Source organism: Macrococcus bovicus (genome assembly GCF_030376725.1).
Classification (GTDB): Bacteria; Bacillota; Bacilli; order Staphylococcales; family Staphylococcaceae; genus Macrococcus; species Macrococcus bovicus.
Window position 1 is genome coordinate 436,242 of record NZ_CP128470.1, and the last position, 17,241, is coordinate 453,482.

Below are 17,241 nucleotides of genomic sequence, written 5' to 3' on the forward strand. Positions count from 1 at the left end.
GATGGATCTAAGAACAATATTTAATAGCCTCGGTGCACGAGAAGATTATAGGCAGATCATAGAAGAGTTCAATGATTTTATTAAGCTTTATGAAATGGCTCTTCTTGAGCTGCAAAGCGATATCGAAATAATAGAACTGGAATGGCAGACGCGCTATGAATATTCTCCTTTTGAGCATATTAAGACGCGGATGAAGACACCGCAATCACTCCAGAAGAAGATAGAACGAAAAGGCGTGCCATTCACGATTGAAGGTATCCGGGACAATATATTTGATATCGTCGGCTTAAGAATTGTCACGAGCTTCGAGGATGACGTCTATAAGATATATGAGTTGTTAAAAGGGCGTAATGACCTTAAAATAAAAAGAGTGAAAGATTACATAAAGAATCCGAAACCGAGTGGTTATAAAAGTCTGCATCTCATCGTTGAAACTGAGCTGATTCTCTCTGAAGGCATCAGATGGGTTCCGGCAGAGATTCAGATTCGCACGTTAGCGATGGACTTCTTTGCTTCTACAGAACATAAACTGCAGTATAAATACAACACGAAAGAACTCAGTCAGGAAATCAAGGATGAACTGTTTGAGGTAGCTCAGGCATCAAGTCAGCTTGATGAAAAAATGACAAGAGTCCGCAATACGATTCTGATTGATTAAAACGTCATAGCGAGCGGGCTATGACGTTAAGTATGACTGAGGCTGCAATTAATTCAGGCGTTTCTGGAATGTCTGACGTTGATCTTCACTCAGTGCTGATACACTGATCGCTTTCTTCAGAAGATTGACGTTTTTCTTATCTGTATACAGGAGTGAGTTGAACTCATCTAGAGTAAACTGTGCAGGATCACGCTCCAACAGTTCGAGCTGACTGTCCGGCTGAACATAGCCTTCTTCAAGCACCCGGAAATAACAGCCTGTCGCATGGGCAGCACTCATCATTTTGACAAGTGTCGGGACACCATATTTCTTTGCGATGGTATTGCATGGACCACGGCCTTCTGATACTTGAATAACAGCATCACCGAGTCTGAATGTATCACCAATTGCAATGTTTTCTTTTGTCAGACCGACTGTCGTAATATTCTCACCGAACATCGCGTAATCCGGCATATCTGAAATGAAGCCCTGCCAGAGTGCATAATCCAGCTTATCGTATAGACAGACCGCCTTATTGACACCGCCGTGGCCTTTATAGGCATGCTCGTCTCCTTCAAAACCGAGTCGCGATAAATAATTCGGTTCAGTAATCGGATATTTATTGACGGCAGTCCTTTTAGGGGTGCCGCCCAGCAATACTTTTTCAACTTTACCCGTACATATTTGAATGACTTCATACTCCATCTGATCACCTCAAGTTTTACTCCATCATACAATATATTAAGAAAGTACGTGAGAAAATGTTCCGAGATTTAATGAAAATAAAGAACTACAAACTATTCCTGCTGGACATGATACTGCTCGGGATGGCACTCGCGATCACCGTACCCTTCTTCATCCTCTATGCGACTCAGGAACTCGGTATGACCCGTGGCATGTATGGCATCATGATGGCGCTCTTCGCACTGGCAGGATTTCTTGTGAATACGATTGTCGCTCGTTTTTCAGATAAAGCCGATTTCAAGCGCAAGTATATGATTCTCTTCAGTCTGTCGATGTCGTGTATTGCGTTCAGCAGTTACTTCTTTGTCCAGACGCCTGTCATCTTCATCATGATGTACGTCTTTTTTGCGGGTATGGGTGCACCGGCCATGCCGCAGCTCTATGCATCAGCCCGTGAAAGCATCAACGAGTCTGCTTCCGTCAAGCATGCAGCTTTTGCCAACACAGTCTTACGTTCAATGTTCAGCTTCGGTTTCCTGTTCGGACCGCTTGTCGGGACAGTTCTGCTGAAGCAGTTTGGCTACGCCGGTCTTTTCGGCGGGACGATTCTTTGCTATTTAACTGCCCTACTCACAATCATCATCTTCTATAAAGAGGTAGAAAAGAAAGAAGTGGTTCGTGAAGCAGGTTATGTTGAGCCTGTTACACCCAACTTACTACGCGACATGTTTCTGTTGATTCCTTTTCTGGCCTTTGTCTTCCTGCATGTGGGACAATGGATGTATACACTGAACATGCCGCTATTTGTCACAGAATACCTTCATGCTAAGGAAGCGAACGTCGGTTATCTAGCGAGTCTCTGTGCCGGACTTGAAGTGCCTTTCATGATTATTCTGGGGATTATGTCAGCAAAAATGGAAACACGAACTCTGCTGATGATCGGTGCTGTTCTAGGCGGCGGCTATTACTTCTCAATCGGTATCTTTGATAATGTCGTCGCTATGCTGATCGGCCAGATCGGTCTTGCCTTTTTCCTGGCCATCTTACTCGGACTGGGCATCAGTTATTTCCAGGATATCCTGCCTGATTTCCCGGGTTATGCTTCAACGCTGTTCTCGAATGCGATGATTGTCGGCCAGTTAGTCGGTAATCTGCTTGGTGGCTTCATGAGTGACATCGTCGGACTCAGCAATGTTTTCTTCGTCTCTGCATCGTTTGTCCTGCTGGCCTTCGTCTTACTGATCTTCACGAAACCCGTCAGAATGGAGGATATTATTGAATGACGACCTTACTCTGGTTGCTGGTCACGGTTTCATTTATACTGGCATTCGTCAGTTTAGTCGTACCCGTTATTCCGGGCGTGCTGATGATGTGGCTCGGGTTTCTGATTTATCATTTTGCCATAGACAGTACCACGCTCTCCTGGTTCTTCTGGATGGTCATGGTCATCATCACAGCATTCATGCTCGTCAGCGATTATGTCGCAGGCAGTTACTTCGTCAAACGCTACGGCGGCAGTAAAGCAGGCGAGATCACAGCACTCATCAGTGTGATAATCGGGAGCTTCGTCTATCCGCCGTTCGGTATCATTCTGTTCCCTCTGATCACTGTTTTTATAGTGGAACTCTTAGTCGTCCAGGATATGAGGAAAGCGATGGACGCGAGTTTGGGTTCATTACTGGGCTTTCTCGCAAGTACATTTGCGAAACTCGTCATGCTGATGGTGATGACGGTATGGTTTATAGGAGACATAAATATCAATTTCTGAAGAAATACTTAATAACCGAAGAGGCCGCTCACTGCTGTGAACGGCCTCTTCGGTTATCTTCCTGACTGGAACAAAGTGCATTTGTTGCACTTTAGGGTTTCACCCTCTACACTTAAATCATCACAGTAGAGGAGGATTTACATGTACACATCTAAAGCTGCATTTATCGAGGAATATGAACGCGAAGGTCAATTGACGCTGAACTGCTTGAGAGAACTGACTGATGACTCTCTGGAACAGGCAGTGTCTGAGCAGGATCGTACTTTAGGTGAAATTGCATGGCATATCACACAAAGTGTCGGCGGTTTTGCTTCACTTACGGGCGAATCATTTGAAGGTGCGCGCTTTACGCCTGACTCAGCACCTGACAGTGCGGAAGAGATTGCAGATATCTATGAAAAAACATACAAAAGCGTAGTGGCGTCTTATCAGAACTCTCTGTCAGATGACAATCTATCAGATGAAGTGGATATGTTCGGAACAAAGATGCAAAAAGGGGCACTGCTGCAAGCTGCGAACTTACATCAAGTTCATCATCGTGGGCAGATGACTGTGCTGATGCGTCAGGCCGGTCTTCACGTGCCTTCAATCTATGGTCCATCAAGAGATGACAAATAAAAAAGATTCAGGCAGCTGCCTGAATCTTTTTTAACTGTTAAGAGGGGTCAATCCTTTAAAGCCGACTAAATCATAGGCTGTTTTGACTGCTTCGTCGCTTGGGGGTTCGACGTCAGTTAATTCATATGGGATACCGAGCGCCTCCCATTTATGGACGCCCAGCTGGTGATAGGGGAGGATTTCAAACTTTACTACATTATCCAGGGAGTTAACAAACTCACCGAGCTTGATCAGATCTTCTCTGCTATCTGTCAGCCCCGGTACAAGAACGTGTCTGATCCAGACAGGCTGTTTACGGTCAGACAATAGACGCGCAAACTTCAGAATATGGGTGTTAGGCTTGCCTGTCAGCTTTAAATGTTTGTCATTATCGATATGCTTGATGTCCAGCAGGAATAAATCAGTATATTTCTGCAGTTCATTAAAGTGATTCATAAAGGCAGGTGTTTCATTGAAGCAGCCGGCTGATGTATCTATACAAGTAGAAATACCTTCAGCTTTGAGCTGTTTAAATAATTCTTCAAGGAAGGGCAGCTGCAGGAGCGGTTCGCCGCCGCTCACTGTCACACCGCCACCTGATGCATCAAAATAAGGCTTATAAGGGAGGATCTCCTGAACCATTTCCTCAGCTGTCACTTCACGTGAAGGTTCACCGATTTGCCAAGTATCTGGATTGTGACAGAATAGGCAGCGTAGTAGGCACCCTTGGGTAAATAAGATATATCTTAGACCGGGTCCATCTACCGTTCCTAAACTTTCGACTGAATGAATGTGTCCTTTAATCAATTGAAGTCCCCCTAAGCAATTAGTTACATTTTTTCGTGGAATGTTCTGGAGATAACATCCAGCTGCTGTTCACGTGTTAATTTGATGAAGTTGACTGCGTAACCCGATACACGGATAGTCAGCTGTGGATATTCTTCTGGATGTTCCATTGCATCCAGTAAAGTTTCTCTGTTGAATACATTGATATTTAAGTGGTGACCATGCTGCATCGCGTAACCGTCTAACACGCTGACTAAGTTCTGCTGCTGTGCAGCGTCTTCTTTACCAAGCGATTTCGGTACGATGGAGAAGGTGTTTGAGATACCGTCTTTAGCGCAGTCGTATGGTAATTTAGCGACTGATGATAATGACGCTAAAGCCCCTTTTTGATCACGTCCATGCATTGGGTTTGCGCCTGGTGCGAATGGTTCGCCTGCTTTACGGCCGTCTGGTGTATTACCTGTTTTCTTACCATATACAACGTTTGAAGTGATAGTTAACACTGACATAGTGTGTTCAGAATCACGGTATGTTTTGTGTTTACGTAATTTGGTCATGAATTCTTCTACTAATTGAACAGCGATATCATCGACACGTGCATCGTTGTTACCATATTGCGGGAATTCACCTTCAGTTTCGAAGTCAACCACTAATCCGTCTTCGTTGCGGATCGGTTTCACTTTAGCATGTTTAATTGCTGATAGTGAGTCAGCTGCAACTGACAGACCTGCGATACCTGTAGCCATTGTACGAATAATTTCTGTATCATGTAAAGCCATTTCAATTCTTTCATAGCTGTATTTATCATGCATGTAGTGAATGACGTTTAATGAATTGATGTAGACACCTGCCAGCCATTCCATCATATCGTTGAAGCGTATCATCACTTCGTCGTAGTCCAGATATTCTGAAGTGATCGGTGCAAGAGCCGGACCGACTTGAGCGCCAGATTTTTCGTCTTTACCGCCGTTGATGGCATAGAGTAATGTTTTCGCTAAGTTAGCACGAGCGCCGAAGAACTGCATCTGTTTACCGATTCTCATTGCAGAAACACAGCAAGCGATACCGTAGTCATCACCGTAGCTTTCACGCATCAGATCATCATTTTCATACTGGATGGATGAAGTCTGAATACTCATCTTCGCACAGTATTTCTTGAAGTTCTCAGGTAAACGTGTAGACCAGAGTACGGTTAAGTTTGGTTCTGGTGCAGGGCCTAAGTTATCTAAAGAATGCAGGAAGCGGAATGAGTTTTTAGTCACAAGTGCACGGCCATCCATGCCGACACCACCGATTGATTCAGTTACCCATGTCGGGTCGCCAGAGAATAATTCATTGTAGTCAGGTGTACGAGCGAATTTCACTAAGCGTAATTTCATGATGAAGTGGTCAACAATTTCCTGTACTTCTTCTTCTGTCATAACGCCGTTCTTAATATCGCGTTCTGCATAGATATCCAGGAATGTAGAAGTACGACCTAAACTCATCGCAGCCCCATTCTGTTCTTTGATTGCCGCTAAATAAGCAAGGTAAGTCCACTGTACAGCTTCTTTGAAGTTCTCAGCCGGACGGCTTAAATCAAAACCGTAGATTTCGCCTAATTGTTTCAGTTCATTTAACGCGCGGTACTGTTCAGATACTTCTTCACGTAGACGGATGATATCTTCAGACATGGTTGTGGAGATATTATCGAAGTCGCGTTTTTTCTCAGCCATTAAGAAGTCCACACCGTATAAAGCCACTCGACGATAGTCACCGATGATACGGCCGCGGCCATAGGCATCTGGCAGACCGGTGATGATCCCCGCTTTACGACATGCCAGCATTTCTTTTGAATAAGCATCGAAGACACCTTGGTTATGAGTTTTACGGTATTCAGTGAAGATGTGTTCAGTTTCTTTATCAAGTTCATAGCCATAAGCTTCACATGCTGCTTTAGCCATCCGGATACCACCATAAGGCTGCATGGAACGTTTGAATGGTTTTTCTGTCTGAACGCCGACGATAGTCTCAAGATCTTTATTCAGATAACCTGCATCGTGAGAAGTGATGGAAGAGACCACTTTAGTATCCATATCCCACATACCGCCGCGGTCACGTTCTTCTTTAGTCAGTTCCATGACTTGTTTCCATAATTGTTGAGTTGCAGCAGTTGCTGGTGCTAAGAACTCATCATTACCTTCGTACAGTGTATAGTTCAGCTGAATGAATTCTCTGACATCAATTCGTTTAGTCCATTTCCCTGTTTTGAACCCAGACCATGCAGTTGTTTGTTTTTGTTCATTCTTTAACATAATTTATGCCTCCCAAACATAATGTGATTGACTTCACAATATGATTATATCATGTAAGTGAATATAATCACATTATTCATCAATTTTTTTTATTGTTTTTATCGATTCAGTAGTATCAAGGGTTGAGCTGTAATAGAACATACTTTGAAATGAAAGCTGTCTCTATAACAGTTGTTTACCCGGTGGTCTGTTCTCTACTCATCGTGCTAAAATAAGCATATGATAATACATATGAATGATGATCACCCGTTACTTAAAGAAATCGCTTATTTGCATGAGTCAATTCCTGCTGGCTATGAAGACTGGCAGCCGACGGACCTGGATTACCTCTTAAGAGAAGAGTCACTGAAATTACTGATGCAGCATGAGGGCGATCAGATATTAGCCATCGTTGAAGAAGAACTGATAGCCTTCATCTGGTATAAGATGACTGATCATACACACATCAAATCGTTGTGGGTAGATCCCCGTCGAAGAGGACAAGGTTATGCAAGCAGACTGAAAAATGAAGTGAAGAGAATGAGCGAAGCACAAGGGATGGCTTATATCAAGGGTACTGTCCATCCCGCTAATAGAGGGATGGTCGCCCTGAACAAGAAATTAGGCTATAATTGGGTAGGTAAAGAAATGAGACTTGAACTCTAGAGGTGGCCAATGATCCGTACGTTATATATCGATATTAATAATGAGCTGAAGATATGCGAATCACCTTATGAAATGACTTCAGAGCCGCGGCTCCTGTGGGTGGATATGTCCGAACCGACATTGCATGAGAACCTTCTGCTCAGCCAGTTCTTTCATTTTCATCCTCTTTCTATAGAAGATGCAGTTTCAGTGAGACAAAGACCGAAATATAAGGAATATGACGACTATCTCTTTTATGTGTTCCATGCCATTGATCTGAATACGATGAAGCCGGAAGAAATAGATGTCTTCATCAATGATATTCTGGTCGTGACCTATCACAAAGAGCATTCAGAAGAAGTCGATAAAGTATGGAATATGATGATCCATAAGAAAGATAACTCGAAAGCATCCACATCTGAAATCATGTTCCTGACACTCGATGCGATTGTCGATAACTATTTTCCTTTCGTCTATGAACTTGAAGATAAAGTGTTCTCTTTTGAGGACAGACATTCAGTAGACATCTCAACAGAGGTACTGATTGAGGAAACCTTTGATTTAAGGGAAGACTTGCTCTTGATCAGACGAACAGTACTGCCGATGAGAGACTTGGTGTATAGACTGCTGGAAGGCAGAATCATGTCGTTATCGAAGAAGCAGAAAATATTTCTGCATCATATCAATGACCATTTGATCAAGCAGGTGGAGATGATTGAATCGTCACGTGAGATGACTGCCGACATTCGTGATAATTACATCTCACTTAACTCATTCAAAATGAATAACATCATGAAGATTCTGACCATCTACTCCGTGATATTCATGCCGCTGACACTGCTTGCCGGGATCTACGGCATGAATTTCGACGTCATGCCTGAACTCCACTGGAAATATGGATACTTGGGCGTCTGGATAGTCATGCTGGTCATTACATTCGGTATGATTCTCTACTTCAGACGGAAAAACTGGTTTTAAAAAGGTCATGTTTCTGAAGAAACATGACCTTTTCTAATATTCAGCGTTACAGTAATAGATGTTATGCCATTCTTTGAACATGGGGCCGTTACTGCCGGTTACTGGATCTGAACCCGGCAGCTTAACCCGGTTGATTGTTCTGTTGACAGCCGTTAAGTCATCATAGGAAGTAGTGGTCTCTACTGCATCTTCCGTCGGATAAGCGCCGACAATCCTGAAATCCTCTGACATGGCAAGCCGCTTATGACCGTAACCGGCGGGCAGCAGAAGCACATCGCCTTTATGTACCGTGACGGTCTGGCCGTTCTCGCCTCCGATCAGTAGTTCTGCCTGACCTGCTTTAACGCCGAGCACTTCATGGCAATTCGGATGGAAGTGGTGGTAATCAAATACGCCGTTCACCCAGATCTGATGCCAGCCATTGCGTTTAAATAGTTCGGACGGGTCCTCTTTGATATCATGATAAATGATAACCGGCAGCACCATATGATTAGGTGCTGATGGTGAAACGGGTGCGTGTAAGATGGTATGTCTCATAAAATAACCTCCTTTATTTAACAGCTTATTTCCCTTTATCAGATTGATTAAGCATAGAAAGGAATGATCAGATGGAAATATTTATTATGCTCTCGAGCTTTATTATCGCTACTATTCTATCGACCATTATTCATTACAAGTTTCCGCGGATACCTCTTGTCTTTATTCAGATATTTTTAGGCATGCTCATCTTTCTGACACCGATTCCTATCGTCATGGAATTTGAACCTGAGATGTTTCTGATCGGTATCATCGCACCGCTGTTATTTCTGGAAGGTAATCATGTCTCGCGCATTAAACTGTTGAAATATATAAAACCTGTCGTCCTGATGGCGATTGGTCTCGTTTTTACGACAGTCATCGGTCTCGGCTATATTACACATTTTATCATGCCGCTTATTCCGATAGCCGCTTGTTTTGCCTTGGCTGCTATCATCTGTCCGACAGATGCAGTTGCTGTACAGGCCATCGCACAAGGTAAAAAACTGCCGAGAGGACTGATGACCATCCTTGAAGGAGAGTCGCTGCTGAATGATGCGGCGGGCATTCTGAGTTTCAATATCGCAGTGGTCGCCCTGACTGCTCATGTTTTCACTGTGCAGGGGGCTGCGATACAGTTTGTGACGACTTCTCTCGGAGGTGTCATCATCGGGCTGATTATCGGCATTATCTTTGTGCAGATCAGAATCAGATTGTTAGATGGTGGCTTTGAAGAAGAGTATATTTTCAGCCTGATTCAGCTGCTGACGCCCTTCGTTATTTATATGGTTGCTGAAGCCTTTCATGTATCAGGTGTCATCGCCGCGGTTATCGGTGGTATTATTCACGGCATAGAACGCGACCGTTTCAGCCAGGCGACGACTAAGCTGCAGATGGGATATAACTATACCTGGGGCCTGTTATCGACTGTGCTCAACGGCATGGTCTTCACCATCCTCGGCTATATTATTCCGGAGGTGACGCTTGAGATCGTCACCCACGAAAGACAGAATTTAGTGGGGCTGTTAATCCTGACAGCCATCATCTCACTTCTGGTCTACCTCTTCAGATTTATATGGGTTTTCATGCTCTATGACATGTTTTATATACCTGAGAATCCATTTATCAAAATACTGAATAATCCGGATGCAGGTCTGCCGGAAGAACGTCCTTCACGCTTTAAATATGCGCTTATAGCGGCAGTGTGTGGTGTTCACGGGACTATTTCAATGGCGATTGCGCTGACATTGCCCTATGAGATCTATCAGGACCGGTCGTTCATTTACAGAGACGATCTGCTATTTATAACAGCAGGGGTGGTGGTCATCAGCTTAGTCGTGGCTCAGGTACTGCTGCCGCTGCTCGTGGAGAACGATGTTATCCAGAACACCTCCAAATATTCGTTCAAAGAAGCGCGTATATTCGTGATTGAAAAAGCCATTGAATACCTGCAGCAGCAGACGACAGAAGAGAATACAGCGATTACAGGTAATCTGATTCGACAGAATACGATGCGCATCAACTTCTATAAGCGTATCCGGGATAATGATGAAAACCCGAAAGAAATCATCAGACTCCAGAATAAAGCGCTCGATGTCGAGGCAGCGGTGCTGGAAGATTTAACGGCCAGCGGTGCTATATCTGAGACTGCTTATCAAAACTATGTCGCCTATGTCGAACGGACACGGTTATTTGCACATACTTCTTTCGTTAAGAGAGTACTGTTCATTATGCGCGTACGTAAAAGTAGACGTAAACTGAGCACGCGTTTCAGTGGAGTAAGTCCTCTTACCTTCAGAAGTCATCTGATTGAACTGCAGAATATCGCCAATAAGGTATACACTGAAGTGCTCTCTGCCTTACTGGAAGAAGCGGGCGACCATAACCGGATGGAAGTGGCACTTGTCTCAGACATCTACCTGAACCGGGTAGAACAGTTAAAGCGTAATATTGTGAACGAAAAACTTGAGGATGCGGAAGCACTGATGGCGCTGAATATGATTGGGATGGAACGTGAAGTGGTGCAGCAGCTAGTGAGACGAGGCAAGATTTCCCCTGATGTGGCAATTGAACTGCGACAATCCTTGAACTATGACGAAATGATTCTGCTTGATAATCAGAGTTAATGTTTCTCGATGTAAGGGACAGGGAATGAAAAAGCTAAGAATATTAGAAAAAGGATGATGACCATGCATGAAGAGAAGTTTGTTCTGATTGAAAATAAGGAGATAACTTTAAGAGAGCTCGCTAGTGAACTGGAAGCCATTACGGGTTATACGGTGACGGACAGCTTCGGGGATATCAATCGTATCGTTGCCCAGAAGCCGAATTTTGATGATGACTTTGAAACATTTCTAGTCACCTATGAATTCAACGAGACAGCTGATATCGTGGATGCGACGGTAACCACACCGCGTAATGAGAAGATTAACTTTAAAACAGACCCAGTGAAACTTCGTCTATTATCTTACAAATCCAGATAACCTCAAGAGCATCTGATTTTTACGGAAATCAGATGCTTTTAATATTAAAGAAAGGACAGTCATGGTATGATTTAGGGAAAGAGCAACAATAATTGAGGGATAAAATGAAGAAAATAATGATCACAGCACTTGCAGCACTCCTTCTCGCTAGTCAGTCCGTTATAGCGGATGGTGCTGAAAAAGTGAAAACTAACCCAGAAATCGTTCAAAAAAGAGATTTTCTGCCTACTTTCGGTATGCCCGCTTTTAAATCAAGAAAATATAGCGGTCCTGTGACGAAAGAGAACGTACTGATTGTCATGATGGATTTCAGTGACAGCAAGCAGTCGACGCTAAAACCGGGAGTCGGCCGCTATTCACCGGCTGCAAATGCTTCAAGAAACTATTATCCGAAATATACGAAGGAACATTACAGAGATTTATTTTTTGCAGATCGGTTTAAAGGGTCAGACGGCAAAAGCTATCGCACTGTAAAAAATTATTACGAGATTTCCTCAGGAGGCAGTTTTACATTAAGCGGTCAGGTATCAGGGTGGTATCGTGCGAAGAAGCCGCTCAGTTATTATGGCGTCAATGAGGATGCGAATGATGATGCCCATGTCCATGAACTGATCATGGAAGCAGCGGCACGTGTCGCTAAAGACAAATCCATCAATCTGAAAAAATATGATCGCTATGATTATTATGACCGGGATCAGGATGGCAACATCAACGAACCAGACGGCATCATTGATAAATTTATCGTCGTTTTCAGCGGTATCGGAGAAAGTGAAGGAGGCGGGGCGCTCGGCACGAATTCAATCTGGGAGCACGTCAGTGAAGTAGGCTCGCGCCCTCATACCATTCCCGGCACTTACAGTCGGACCTCCAAGTTCCCTGGACATCGACTGGCGATAAGCGAATACGGGGTGATGGCAGAAGATAGTTCCGTCGGTACATTCACGCATGAGTTCGGTCATATGCTCGGACTCATTGATGAATATGACACCTCCCGCTCGGCTGGCAGTCATGCAGGAGAACCTGTGCGTTACTGGTCACTGATGAGTTACGGTGCAGATACGGGTAAATTGGTCGGCTCGAAACCTGTCGGCTTAAGTCCGCTGGCTAAATCTGACCTGCAGATGATGTACGGCGGGAACTGGCTGCGCGGAGCGGTCATCAAATCCACTGATATCACGAAAAAAGGCAAAACCTATCTGCTGGATCAGGCCAGCAGTAAAGGGCGTAATAATGACATTCTGCGAATCGAACTGCCGGACATCAGAAAAAGACTGAAATCGGGCCGCTATAGAAACTATCAGCAGTATTATCTGGTTGAGTGGCGCACCCATACCGGGCTAGATAGCGGACTCAGTGAAATATATGATCCATTCGGCCGAAACTATTACGGCAAAGGCATGCTGATCTGGTATGTCAACGAATATTACCGTAATAATTCCGCGTTGATCAATCACCCGGGTAAAAGTTTAGTGGGGGTAGTCGATGCGACGCCGAAGACCCTGACTTCTAAGACAGGTCACGCACCGACGACAGATATCCAGATATTTGATGCCCCGTTCAATACGAAGCGTTACGGCAACTATAATAAACTGTCAAATTACTTCTTCAAGAAAAACAACACAGACCCAGTACCTGTTTTTTCTGACTACAATTATACCCAGGCGAAACTGGATAAACTGATGCTGCCTGAAGCTGGACGAGTACTGCCGCAATACGGCATTAAAATGCGAGTGGTCGAGCAGAATAAAGAAGGCACAGTCGCTAAAATAAAAATATATAAATAATAAAAATGCACATTTCAATATGAGATGTGCATTTTTATTTTTAAGAAAATATATCAGAAAATTTAAAATACTTATTTACAACTCATTCGAATTCCGACATAATAGATTTAATCAAACACAAGGGGGCCTTTATTTGAAGAAGAAAGTTATTTCATCTGTCTTGACACTAGGGATCATTTCATCGGGTACTGCATTTGCGAGTGACTATTATAAGGGAACGGGCTTTGACAGTGTCATTGCCAATGAAGACCGTTTAATTGAGATGCTGAAACAAGAAGGGATCTTAAAGGAAAATGCTTCACGTGCTGAAGCCGAAAAAGCAGTAAAAGCTTATGTGAAAAATAAAGGGGAAGCAGCGACAGAGAAAGTAAAAAATGAAGGCAAGTTCGTCAAGAAGTTCAAGAAAGTCACCAATCAATCCAACAAAGCAAAAGATAATCGCTTCGTTAAAGGAAAAGGACAGAAGAATGGCCATGCCAATGTTCTGAAACCTGTACAGCTGGAAGGTTATAACGGCGAAAAGCGTACAGACAAAGTCCTGCTCCTCGCCATTGATTTCCCGGACTACAAAAACTCAACTATCACAAAAGAAGAAAGTGATATGTTCTATGAAGATTATCCTGTTGATCATTACCAGCAGATGGTATTCGGTGATAAAGGATTCAAAGGGCCGAATGGTGAGAACCTGCTTAGTATGAAACAGTTCTATCAGAATCAATCAGGTGGCAGTTACGATATTGATGGAGAAGTCCATGGCTGGTACACGGCTGATCACCCGGCAGCCTATTACGGCGGCAACTATCCTGACGCTGATGGCAGTGACGCTCGTCCGAAGGAACTTGTAAAAGAAGCGCTTGAAAAAGCGGCACAAGATCCAACACTGAATCTATCAGATTATGATCAATGGGACCGTTATGATCTAGATGGTGACGGCGTGCTGAATGAAAAAGACGGCATCGTTGACCACGTCATGATTATTCACGCTGGACCAGGTGAGGATGCTGGTGGTGGTCGTTTAGGTCCGGATGCTATCTGGTCTCATCGCTGGAGCCTTGACTTCAATAACCAGGGGGAACCTTACACTATTCCGAATACCAAGTCTGGACTGAATCAGTTTGGCGGTAAACTGGCAGTCATTGATTATACTATTGAACCTGAAGACGGCGCTACCGGCGTATTCTCTCATGAGTTCGGCCATGATTTAGGACTTCCTGATGAATATGACACAATCTATTCCGGTAAAGGGGAACCGGTCTCATATTGGTCAATCATGTCAAGCGGTAGCTGGGCAGGTAAAATTCCAGGTACAGAACCAACAGGTTTTGACGCATATATGAAAGAACTGCTGCAGAACTACCACGGTGGTAACTGGCAGACAGGCAGTGAAATTGATGTCAAAGACGTCACATCGACTCCGCAGTCCTTCACATTAGATGAAGCTTCTAGTAAAGGGACAAATGATGATGCAGTGAAAATCACGTTACCTGATAAAGAAACACAGGTGGTCAAGCCGGCTGAAGGCACTAAAACTTATTTCAGTGGTGCCGATAACAATCTGCTGACATCGATGACGACAACAGTAGATTTAACAGGCAAAAAAGCAGCAGCATTATCATTTAAGGCTTCATACGATATTGAAAAAGGTTATGACTATGCCTATGTACAAGCCTCTACAGATGGTAAGAACTGGACTAACCTGGCAGGTAACATTACGAATAATGATGACCCTGAAGGTTCAGGTGCCAATGCGGGTAATGGTATCGACGGCACAAGCAACGGCTGGGTAGATGCTCAATTCGATCTGTCAGCATATGCAGGCAAAAAAGTTCAGCTGCGCTATCTATATGTCACAGACGCGGGTGCAATCGGATCAGGCCTCTATATCGATGATATCAAGGTCAATGCAGACGGCGCTACACTGCTGGCAGACGGCGCAGAAAATACTGCTAGATTTGATCTGAATGGTTTCTCAGTGTCAGACGGTAAGAAATACAGCAAAAACTATTACCTGCTGCAGTGGAGAAGTCATCATAAGATTGATGAAGGACTGGCACATATTAAACGTGCAGGTAACTTAATGAGTTTCAACCAAGGCTTGAACATCTATTATGTGGATGAAAGCTATTCTGATAACCATGTAGCGAAACATCCAGGCTATGGTTATATCGGTATCGTCGATGCAGACCAGAACGCACTGAAATGGAACGGTGCCAATTCATCTTATGCATCTACGCAGTATCAGGTTCGTGATGCCTCATTCAGCATGACGGCGCAGGAACCGATTCAATTGAAACTTGACGATGGTTCAACGCTTGTTGACAATAATCTGAAGTCAAGCGTTCTCTTCAACGATCAGAATGACTACTCTAACCCAGCACAGCCACATGCCGGTAAAATCTTACCGCAATACGGCCTGAAAGTGAAAGTGGTCGCAGAATCTAAAGATAAGTCGGTCGGTAAAGTTATCGTCTATAAATAAAAAATGCCACTTCGGTGGCATTTTTTATTTGCTATAATAGAGACGAGGTGAGGAGATGAATTATATAGAGACGGACCGCCTGATTCTACGCAACTGGCAACAGAAAGATCTGCCTTTATTCCAGCAGATGAATGCTGACGCTGAAGTCAGACGCTATTTTCCAGACCGGCTGAGCTATAAAAGATCGGAAATCATTTTTCAGCAGATGCAACGCGATATAGCAGAAAACAACATCGGTTTATTTGCAGTAGAGCTCAAAGCGACCGAAGCGTTTATCGGTTTCATCGGCATGCACTTACTGGAGAAGAATAAGTGGTTCTCCCTAGCTGAGATGCCTTTTTATGAGATTGGCTGGCGTCTCCGCAAAGAGGCGTGGGGAAACGGCTATGCGACAGAAGGGGCCAAGGCCGTCCTTTCTTATGGAAGAGAAAGGATTAATGGTCCTATCTACAGTCTGACAAGTGTCAGAAATCTGCCGAGTATTCGCGTTATGCAGAAAATCGGGCTCGCTGAATACAGAACGTTCAATCATCCTATGATTCCGTCCGGCCATCCCCTCGAAAAACATGTGCTTTATAAGGATCAAAATGATACTGATCAGTAGCTGTCTTGTCGGGCACCCTGTTCGTTATGATGGTCGTGACCAGTTAAATTCACGTCTTAAACAGTTAGTGGAGGACGGGAAGGCCATGCCGGTTTGTCCGGAACTGATGGGCGGGCTGCAGGTGCCTAGAGAGCCGGCAGAAATAAGGGGAGGGGACGGAGAAGCGGTCTGGCAAGGTCGTGCGCGCGTCGTTACGCGCTCCGGTCAAGACGTCACTGCGCAGTTTAAGGAAGGGGCGCTGCAGACGCTTGCTATGTGCCGGCAATATCAAGTGACCCTGGTGATACTAAAGGAATATAGCCCGAGCTGTGGCACTCAAATGATTTATAACGGTCAGTTTGACAGCACTAAACAGCCGGGGCTCGGTGTCACATCAGCACTCCTCAGACGGAATGGTATTCAGGTCATCAATGAAAAAGACCCTCTACTTGAGGGTCATGGATTGGATTAAGGCGTCCGGTTCTTCTTCCAGAACTGCCAGTGATAGATAACGCTCGTCTAAAAATCCGCGGTCATGCATTTCAAGCAGCATCTGGTAGAGCGTATTATAATAGCCGTCTATATTGTAGATACCGATGGGTTTATGATGAAGCTCCAGCTGTGCCCAAGTGAAGATTTCAAAGAACTCTTCCAATGTACCGGCACCTCCCGGCATCATAATAAAACCATCAGAGTAATCAGCCATCATTTTTTTACGTTCATGCATATTGTCGACAATATGCAGTTCTGTCAGTCCGGTATGCGCGACTTCTTTATCTCGCAGGAAACCCGGAATCACACCGATGACTTCACCGCCATGCGCGAGTACGCTGTCAGCAATGACACCCATCAGTCCGACGTTACCGCCTCCATATACTAAACGGATGTTGTGAGCGGCTAGATAAGCGCCTAATTTTTTGGCCTGTTCGGTATAAATAGGTGCCCCTAGACGGGAGCCGCAGAAGACTGCTACTGATTTCATGGAAAAAATCCTTTCTAAATATGTTATCATTAGGGCAAGAGGTGAC

17 protein-coding genes are annotated in these 17,241 nt (G+C 44.3%); 12 read left to right on the plus strand and 5 right to left on the minus strand.

The window, feature by feature from the left end; genetic code table 11:
• Position 1 precedes the first annotated feature (1 nt).
• Positions 2–658, plus strand: a complete 657-nt coding sequence (locus tag QSV55_RS02705; protein WP_289650590.1) for a GTP pyrophosphokinase — start codon at positions 2–4, stop codon at positions 656–658.
• Between the two features lie 48 nt (positions 659–706).
• On the opposite strand, the gene QSV55_RS02710 is transcribed toward QSV55_RS02705, so the two are convergent.
• Positions 707–1,342: an MOSC domain-containing protein gene (locus QSV55_RS02710; RefSeq protein ID WP_289650591.1), complete on the minus strand. Its 636-nt coding sequence runs from the start codon at positions 1,340–1,342 to the stop codon at positions 707–709.
• A 56-nt stretch (positions 1,343–1,398) separates the two neighbouring features.
• Between QSV55_RS02710 and QSV55_RS02715 the strand changes: the two genes are divergently transcribed.
• From QSV55_RS02715 to QSV55_RS02725, 3 genes are all read left to right on the plus strand, one after another.
• Positions 1,399–2,604 carry a sugar efflux transporter gene (locus QSV55_RS02715; protein ID WP_289650592.1) on the plus strand — a complete coding sequence of 402 codons (1,206 nt, stop codon included), beginning with the start codon at positions 1,399–1,401 and terminating at the stop codon, positions 2,602–2,604.
• Positions 2,601–3,089 carry a DUF456 domain-containing protein gene (locus tag QSV55_RS02720; RefSeq protein WP_289650593.1) on the plus strand — a complete coding sequence of 163 codons (489 nt, stop codon included), beginning with the start codon at positions 2,601–2,603 and terminating at the stop codon, positions 3,087–3,089. Before QSV55_RS02715 ends, QSV55_RS02720 begins: the two co-directional genes overlap by 4 nt.
• A gap of 141 nt (positions 3,090–3,230) precedes the next feature.
• Entirely contained in the window at positions 3,231–3,707 is a 477-nt protein-coding gene (locus QSV55_RS02725) for a DinB family protein (protein ID WP_289650594.1), read from the plus strand.
• Positions 3,708–3,737: 30 nt separating this feature from the next.
• Here QSV55_RS02725 and pflA read toward each other — a convergent pair whose 3' ends face one another.
• Together pflA and pflB are read right to left on the minus strand one after the other, a co-directional pair.
• On the minus strand, positions 3,738–4,493 hold the full coding sequence (gene pflA / locus QSV55_RS02730; protein WP_289650595.1) for a pyruvate formate-lyase-activating protein: 756 nt from the start codon (positions 4,491–4,493) through the stop codon (positions 3,738–3,740).
• Between the two features lie 23 nt (positions 4,494–4,516).
• Positions 4,517–6,766, minus strand: coding sequence for a formate C-acetyltransferase (gene pflB, locus QSV55_RS02735; protein ID WP_289650596.1), 2,250 nt, complete (start codon positions 6,764–6,766; stop codon positions 4,517–4,519).
• Positions 6,767–6,997: 231 nt separating this feature from the next.
• On the opposite strand from pflB, the gene QSV55_RS02740 reads away from it, so the two are divergent.
• The gene (locus QSV55_RS02740; RefSeq protein ID WP_289650597.1) at positions 6,998–7,411 is read left to right on the plus strand and encodes a GNAT family N-acetyltransferase; all 414 of its coding nucleotides are present in this window, start codon (positions 6,998–7,000) and stop codon (positions 7,409–7,411) included.
• Between the two features lie 9 nt (positions 7,412–7,420).
• Positions 7,421–8,368: a magnesium/cobalt transporter CorA gene (gene corA / locus QSV55_RS02745; protein WP_289650598.1), complete on the plus strand. Its 948-nt coding sequence runs from the start codon at positions 7,421–7,423 to the stop codon at positions 8,366–8,368.
• Between the two features lie 33 nt (positions 8,369–8,401).
• Here corA and QSV55_RS02750 read toward each other — a convergent pair whose 3' ends face one another.
• Positions 8,402–8,905 carry a cupin domain-containing protein gene (locus QSV55_RS02750; RefSeq protein ID WP_289650599.1) on the minus strand — a complete coding sequence of 168 codons (504 nt, stop codon included), beginning with the start codon at positions 8,903–8,905 and terminating at the stop codon, positions 8,402–8,404.
• 71 nt (positions 8,906–8,976) lie between these two features.
• Between QSV55_RS02750 and QSV55_RS02755 the strand changes: the two genes are divergently transcribed.
• The 6 genes from QSV55_RS02755 to QSV55_RS02780 all read left to right on the plus strand — a co-directional run bounded on the left by QSV55_RS02755 (position 8,977) and on the right by QSV55_RS02780 (position 16,685).
• On the plus strand, positions 8,977–11,010 hold the full coding sequence (locus QSV55_RS02755; protein ID WP_289650600.1) for a cation:proton antiporter: 2,034 nt from the start codon (positions 8,977–8,979) through the stop codon (positions 11,008–11,010).
• Positions 11,011–11,073: 63 nt separating this feature from the next.
• Positions 11,074–11,367 (plus strand): hypothetical protein, encoded by a 294-nt coding sequence (locus QSV55_RS02760; protein ID WP_289650601.1) that lies wholly within the window; start codon positions 11,074–11,076, stop codon positions 11,365–11,367.
• Between the two features lie 104 nt (positions 11,368–11,471).
• On the plus strand, positions 11,472–13,151 hold the full coding sequence (locus QSV55_RS02765) for an immune inhibitor A domain-containing protein (RefSeq protein ID WP_289650602.1): 1,680 nt from the start codon (positions 11,472–11,474) through the stop codon (positions 13,149–13,151).
• Positions 13,152–13,284: 133 nt separating this feature from the next.
• Complete coding sequence (locus tag QSV55_RS02770) at positions 13,285–15,630, plus strand: immune inhibitor A domain-containing protein (protein ID WP_289650603.1); 2,346 nt, start codon at positions 13,285–13,287, stop codon at positions 15,628–15,630.
• Between the two features lie 55 nt (positions 15,631–15,685).
• Complete coding sequence (locus QSV55_RS02775) at positions 15,686–16,234, plus strand: GNAT family N-acetyltransferase (protein ID WP_289650604.1); 549 nt, start codon at positions 15,686–15,688, stop codon at positions 16,232–16,234.
• The gene (locus QSV55_RS02780; protein ID WP_289650605.1) at positions 16,218–16,685 is read left to right on the plus strand and encodes a 2-thiouracil desulfurase family protein; all 468 of its coding nucleotides are present in this window, start codon (positions 16,218–16,220) and stop codon (positions 16,683–16,685) included. Before QSV55_RS02775 ends, QSV55_RS02780 begins: the two co-directional genes overlap by 17 nt.
• Here the strand turns inward: QSV55_RS02780 and QSV55_RS02785 are convergent.
• Entirely contained in the window at positions 16,659–17,195 is a 537-nt protein-coding gene (locus QSV55_RS02785; protein ID WP_289650606.1) for an LOG family protein, read from the minus strand. The genes QSV55_RS02780 and QSV55_RS02785 overlap by 27 nt on opposite strands.
• Positions 17,196–17,241: the final 46 nt, after the last annotated feature.

Excerpts from the sequence above, each read along its gene's own strand:
- pflB (WP_289650596.1), bottom strand. The coding sequence starts at position 6,766 with ATGTTAAAGAATGAACAAAAACAAACAACTGCATGGTCTGGGTTCAAA.
- QSV55_RS02710 (WP_289650591.1), bottom strand. The coding sequence starts at position 1,342 with ATGGAGTATGAAGTCATTCAAATATGTACGGGTAAAGTTGAAAAAGTA.
- QSV55_RS02765 (WP_289650602.1), top strand. The coding sequence starts at position 11,472 with ATGAAGAAAATAATGATCACAGCACTTGCAGCACTCCTTCTCGCTAGT.
- QSV55_RS02750 (WP_289650599.1), bottom strand. The coding sequence starts at position 8,905 with ATGAGACATACCATCTTACACGCACCCGTTTCACCATCAGCACCTAAT.
- QSV55_RS02780 (WP_289650605.1), top strand. The coding sequence starts at position 16,218 with ATGATACTGATCAGTAGCTGTCTTGTCGGGCACCCTGTTCGTTATGAT.
- QSV55_RS02740 (WP_289650597.1), top strand. The coding sequence starts at position 6,998 with ATGAATGATGATCACCCGTTACTTAAAGAAATCGCTTATTTGCATGAG.
- QSV55_RS02760 (WP_289650601.1), top strand. The coding sequence starts at position 11,074 with ATGCATGAAGAGAAGTTTGTTCTGATTGAAAATAAGGAGATAACTTTA.
- QSV55_RS02785 (WP_289650606.1), bottom strand. The coding sequence starts at position 17,195 with ATGAAATCAGTAGCAGTCTTCTGCGGCTCCCGTCTAGGGGCACCTATT.
- QSV55_RS02705 (WP_289650590.1), top strand. The coding sequence starts at position 2 with ATGGATCTAAGAACAATATTTAATAGCCTCGGTGCACGAGAAGATTAT.
- QSV55_RS02775 (WP_289650604.1), top strand. The coding sequence starts at position 15,686 with ATGAATTATATAGAGACGGACCGCCTGATTCTACGCAACTGGCAACAG.
- QSV55_RS02715 (WP_289650592.1), top strand. The coding sequence starts at position 1,399 with ATGTTCCGAGATTTAATGAAAATAAAGAACTACAAACTATTCCTGCTG.
- QSV55_RS02755 (WP_289650600.1), top strand. The coding sequence starts at position 8,977 with ATGGAAATATTTATTATGCTCTCGAGCTTTATTATCGCTACTATTCTA.
- QSV55_RS02720 (WP_289650593.1), top strand. The coding sequence starts at position 2,601 with ATGACGACCTTACTCTGGTTGCTGGTCACGGTTTCATTTATACTGGCA.
- QSV55_RS02725 (WP_289650594.1), top strand. The coding sequence starts at position 3,231 with ATGTACACATCTAAAGCTGCATTTATCGAGGAATATGAACGCGAAGGT.
- corA (WP_289650598.1), top strand. The coding sequence starts at position 7,421 with ATGATCCGTACGTTATATATCGATATTAATAATGAGCTGAAGATATGC.